Genomic DNA, 4,167 nt, shown 5'->3' on the forward strand with positions numbered 1-4,167 from the left:
GCCGGACCGTTCAGCCCCAGCTCGCGCCTGAGGGCGTCGGGATCGCTGGGGTCGACGGCCGTGCGGGTGCCGTCGGGGTTGTCGACCCAGAAGCCGGTCTCGCGCCCATCCTCGGTGCTGTTGGCCTCGGTGCTGCCGGCCTTCGTGCTGTTCGCCGCCGTCGTGTGGGCCGGCCCGGGCTCGGCCTCGGCCAGGCCCCCGAGGTTCATCATGTGTCGCCCGGTGAAGTTCGGGAACAGGAACAGCAGGAAGACCGCGAACAGGAACAGGTGCAGAGGCGCGACATAGCGCGCCCGCCGCCCGGCCATCCATTCACGGCTCAGCTTGCCCGGATTGAAGGCGAGCAGGGGCAGGGTGCGCCACAGGCGGCCGTCGAAATGGGCGATGCCCTCGGCGAACTCCTCGACGAGGTGTTTGAGCTTGTCGTGAAGGTGCGCCTTCTGTCCGCAGGCATGACAGAAGGCGCCGACCATCTCGGTTTCGCAATTGGCGCAGATCGGACCCTTGGGCTTCGTCTTGCGCACCCGTTTCGGCTTTTCCGCCGCGACCGCCCCCGCCGTCATGACCGTTATTCAGCCCATTTGGGTTTGCGCTTGTCGAGGAAGGCGCGGACGCCTTCCTGGCCCTCGTCCGAGACGCGGGCGCGGGCGATGCGCTTGGCGGTCTCGTCCATCAGGCCGCCGTCGATCTTGTGGCCCGAGACGTAGTGAACCAGCCGCTTGGCGTCGCCCATGGCGCCGGGCGCATTGGCGGAGAGGCTGTCGGTCAGCATGGAGACGAACTCGTCCACCGAGCCCTCGGGCAGGACCAGGTCGATCAGACCCGCGTGGGCGGCGTAGTCGGCGTCGAAGATGTTGGCGGTCAGGAACAGCTGGCGCGCGCGTCGGGCGCCGATGGCCTCGACCACATAGGGGGCGATGGTCGCCGGGATCAGGCCCAGCTTGACCTCGGAGAAGGCAAAGCGGGCGCCCTCGACGGCCACGGCCATGTCACAGGCGGCGACGATGCCGGCCCCGCCGCCCATGGCCGAGCCCTCGACGATGGCGCAGGTCAGGGCCGGCACCTCGTGCAGGGCCTTGAGCATCTTCGCCAGGCCCATGGCGTCGTCGCGGTTGTCGCTTTCGCTCCAGCCGGCGGCGTCGCGCATCCAGCCCATGTCTGCGCCCGCGCTGAAGGTGCCGCCCGCACCGCGCACGAAGACCACGCGCACATGATCGGCGCCGTGCAGGGTCTCGAACGCCTCGAACAGCGCGGCGATGGTCGCGGCGTCGAAGGCGTTGCGCTTCTCGGGGCGGTTGATGGTGACGAAGACCACGCCGTCGGCGGTCGAGTCGATCTGCACCAGGTCGTCATTGGCGTCCGGCGCCGGATCGGCCAGCAGCGGATGGACGATGGCGTTGATCTCGGCGGCCTCGGCGTCGGTGATGTCGAGGGCGTCTTCGGGTTCGGTGGGGGTGGGCTTGTCGGTCATGGGGACTCCTTCGAAGACGTAACGCGCTCAACGCGGTCCTTATCAGACCGGGCAGCGGTGGACGACCCAATCAGGCGCGTCGCCGTAGGTGAAGGTGAGGGTCTGGCGGTCGTCGGAGAGGATCAGGGTGCGGTACTCCTCCTCCATCCCCTCATAATCCTCGTACCGGACGTGGATGTTGACGCCGCCCAGCTCGACCGGGCGGACGGCGAGGACCGTGTCGGCCGCCTCGAAACAGGTGATGAAACCCGTTTCGATGCGGAGGTTCAGGCCGCTTTCACGGTCGCCGCATTTCGACAGGTCGCTGCTCCAGTCGCCGTGGAAGCGCTCGGGGATGGCGGGTTGCGGCTCCTGGGCCTGGGCGGCGGCTGACAGTGTCAGCGCGATCAGGGCGGTCAGATGGATCATTGAGGCTCCTTCGGTGACCTAACGCGCCAATCCGGTTCCTTCTCGCTTGGGGAGAAGGAAGCCGTATCACATCCGGAACACGCCGAAGGTCGTCTCCGGGATCGGGGCGTTCAGCGAGGCGGAGATGGCCAGGCCGAGGACGTCGCGGGTCTGGGCCGGGTCGATGACGCCGTCGTCCCACAGGCGGGCGGTGGCGTAGTAGGGATTGCCCTCGTCCTCGTATTTCTGGCGCACCGGCGCCTTGAAGGCTTCCGCCTCCTCCGGGGTCCAGGTCTCGGCGTCGCGGTGGACGGTGGCCAGCACGCTGGCGGCCTGTTCGCCGCCCATGACGCTGATGCGGCTGTTGGGCCAGGTGAAGAGGAAGCGCGGGCTGTAGGCGCGACCGCACATGCCGTAGTTGCCGGCGCCGAAGCTGCCGCCGATCAGGACGGTGAATTTGGGCACCTCGGCCGAGGCGACAGCGGTGACCAGCTTGGCGCCGTGCTTGGCGATGCCCTCGGCCTCGTATTTGCCGCCGACCATGAAGCCCGAGATGTTCTGCAGGAACAGCAGCGGGATCTTCCGCTTGCAGGCCAGCTCGATGAAGTGGGCGCCCTTCTGGGCGCTTTCGCTGAACAGCACGCCGTTGTTGGCCAGGATGGCGACCGGATAGCCCCAGATGCGGGCGAAGCCGCAGACCAGGCTGGTCCCGTACAGGGCCTTGAACTCGTCCAGCTCGGAACCGTCGACGATGCGGGCGATGACCTCGCGCACGTCATAGGGGGCGCGCACGTCGTCGGGGATGATGCCGTACAGCTGTTCCGGATCCAGCGCGGGCGCGCGCGGTTCGCGCACGTCCAGCGCCACGGACTTCACCGTGTTCAGATTGGCGACGATCGAGCGGACGATCTCCAGCGCGTGCTCGTCGTTCTCGGCCACATGGTCGACCACGCCCGACTTGCGGCCGTGGGTCTCGGCGCCGCCCAGCTCCTCGGCCGAGATGACCTCGCCCGTCGCGGCCTTCACCAGCGGCGGGCCGGCCAGGAAGATGGTGCCCTGGTTGCGGACGATGACCGTCTCGTCCGACATGGCCGGCACATAGGCGCCGCCGGCGGTGCAGGAGCCCATGACGCAGGCGATCTGCGGGATCGACTTGGCGCTCATGCGGGCCTGGTTGAAGAAGATGCGGCCGAAGTGGTCGCGGTCGGGGAAGACCTCGGCCTGGTGCGGCAGGTTGGCCCCGCCGGAATCGACCAGATAGACGCAGGGCAGGTTGTTCTGCTCGGCGATCTCCTGGGCCCGCAGGTGCTTCTTCACCGTCATGGGGAAGTAGGCGCCGCCCTTCACGGTCGGATCGTTGGCGACGATCATGACCTCGCGGCCCGAGACCCGGCCGACGCCGCAGATCATACCCGCGCCCGGCGCCTCGTCGTTATACATGCCGCCGGCGGCCAGCTGGCCGACCTCGAGGAAGGGCGAGCCCGGGTCCAGCAGGCGCTCGACCCGGTCGCGGGGCAGCAGCTTGCCGCGCGAGACGTGGCGGTCGCGGCTGGCGTCCGAGCCGCCGCGGCCGGCCTTGGCCACCTTCTCATAGAGCTCGTCGCGCAGGGCGCGGTTGTGGGCGTCCAGCGCCTTGAAGGCGGCGCTGTGGGGATCGATGGCGGACGTCAGCTTGGGCATGTGCGGAGGTTTAGGCGGCTTCGCGGGCAGGGGGAAGCGGGGGCGTTCTCCCTCCCCCCGAAGTGGGGAGGGATGTCGGCGCGTCAGCGACGACAGGGTGGGGAATTGTTCGGCCGCTCCCCACCCGTCCTCGCTTCGCTCGGCCACCCTCCCCATGAGGGGAGGGAGAAGCCCTCCTTATGCCACCCCTCCCTCAACCCGGGTTGACCTTCACCGTCCCCCGTGGCCTGTCGCGCGTCCCATGACCGTGCTCAGCCCCCAGACCCGCGCCACCCTGAAAGACCTTCTGAATCTCGCCTGGCCGGTGGTGCTGGCGCGTATCGGCATCATGACCATGGGGCTGACCGACGCGATCGTGGTCGGCAACTACGCCTCGCGCGAGCTGGCCTTCCACTCCCTCGCCTGGGCGCCGCATTCGATCATCGTCGTGACAGCGGTCGGCCTGCTGTTCGGCGTTCAGGTCATGACGGCCCGGATGCTGGGCGAAGGACGTCGCGCCGAGGTGGGCGCGGTCCTCCGGCGCGGGCTCGTCTATGCGCTGCAGCTCGGCGTCGCCGCCTGCATCGCCCTCGTCTTCCTCGGTCCTCTGCTCCTGCGCCAGCTCAACCTCGAGGCCGGTCTGGCCGAGG

Annotated in this window: 5 protein-coding genes; 1 reads left to right on the forward strand and 4 read right to left on the reverse strand. The window is 68.8% G+C overall.

Going from position 1 to position 4,167, the window contains the following annotated elements; genetic code table 11:
• The 4 genes from Q0C81_RS16255 to Q0C81_RS16270 form a co-directional block, all read right to left on the reverse strand.
• On the reverse strand, nucleotides 1-563 hold a 563-nt coding region (locus Q0C81_RS16255), incomplete at its 3' end, for a DUF3667 domain-containing protein (RefSeq protein ID WP_291840318.1).
• A 5-nt stretch (nucleotides 564-568) separates the two neighbouring features.
• Nucleotides 569-1,471 carry an enoyl-CoA hydratase-related protein gene (locus Q0C81_RS16260; protein ID WP_291840320.1) on the reverse strand — a complete coding sequence of 301 codons (903 nt, stop codon included), beginning with the start codon at nucleotides 1,469-1,471 and terminating at the stop codon, nucleotides 569-571.
• Nucleotides 1,472-1,513: 42 nt separating this feature from the next.
• Nucleotides 1,514-1,879, reverse strand: coding sequence for a hypothetical protein (locus tag Q0C81_RS16265; protein WP_291840323.1), 366 nt, complete (start codon nucleotides 1,877-1,879; stop codon nucleotides 1,514-1,516).
• A gap of 66 nt (nucleotides 1,880-1,945) precedes the next feature.
• Nucleotides 1,946-3,538 carry a carboxyl transferase domain-containing protein gene (locus Q0C81_RS16270; protein ID WP_291840326.1) on the reverse strand — a complete coding sequence of 531 codons (1,593 nt, stop codon included), beginning with the start codon at nucleotides 3,536-3,538 and terminating at the stop codon, nucleotides 1,946-1,948.
• A gap of 241 nt (nucleotides 3,539-3,779) precedes the next feature.
• Here Q0C81_RS16270 and Q0C81_RS16275 point away from each other — a divergent pair.
• On the forward strand, nucleotides 3,780-4,167 hold a 388-nt coding region (locus tag Q0C81_RS16275; protein ID WP_291840328.1), incomplete at its 3' end, for an MATE family efflux transporter.

The sequence above is a fragment of the Brevundimonas sp. genome, assembly GCF_023259385.1.
Classification (GTDB): Bacteria; Pseudomonadota; Alphaproteobacteria; order Caulobacterales; family Caulobacteraceae; genus Brevundimonas.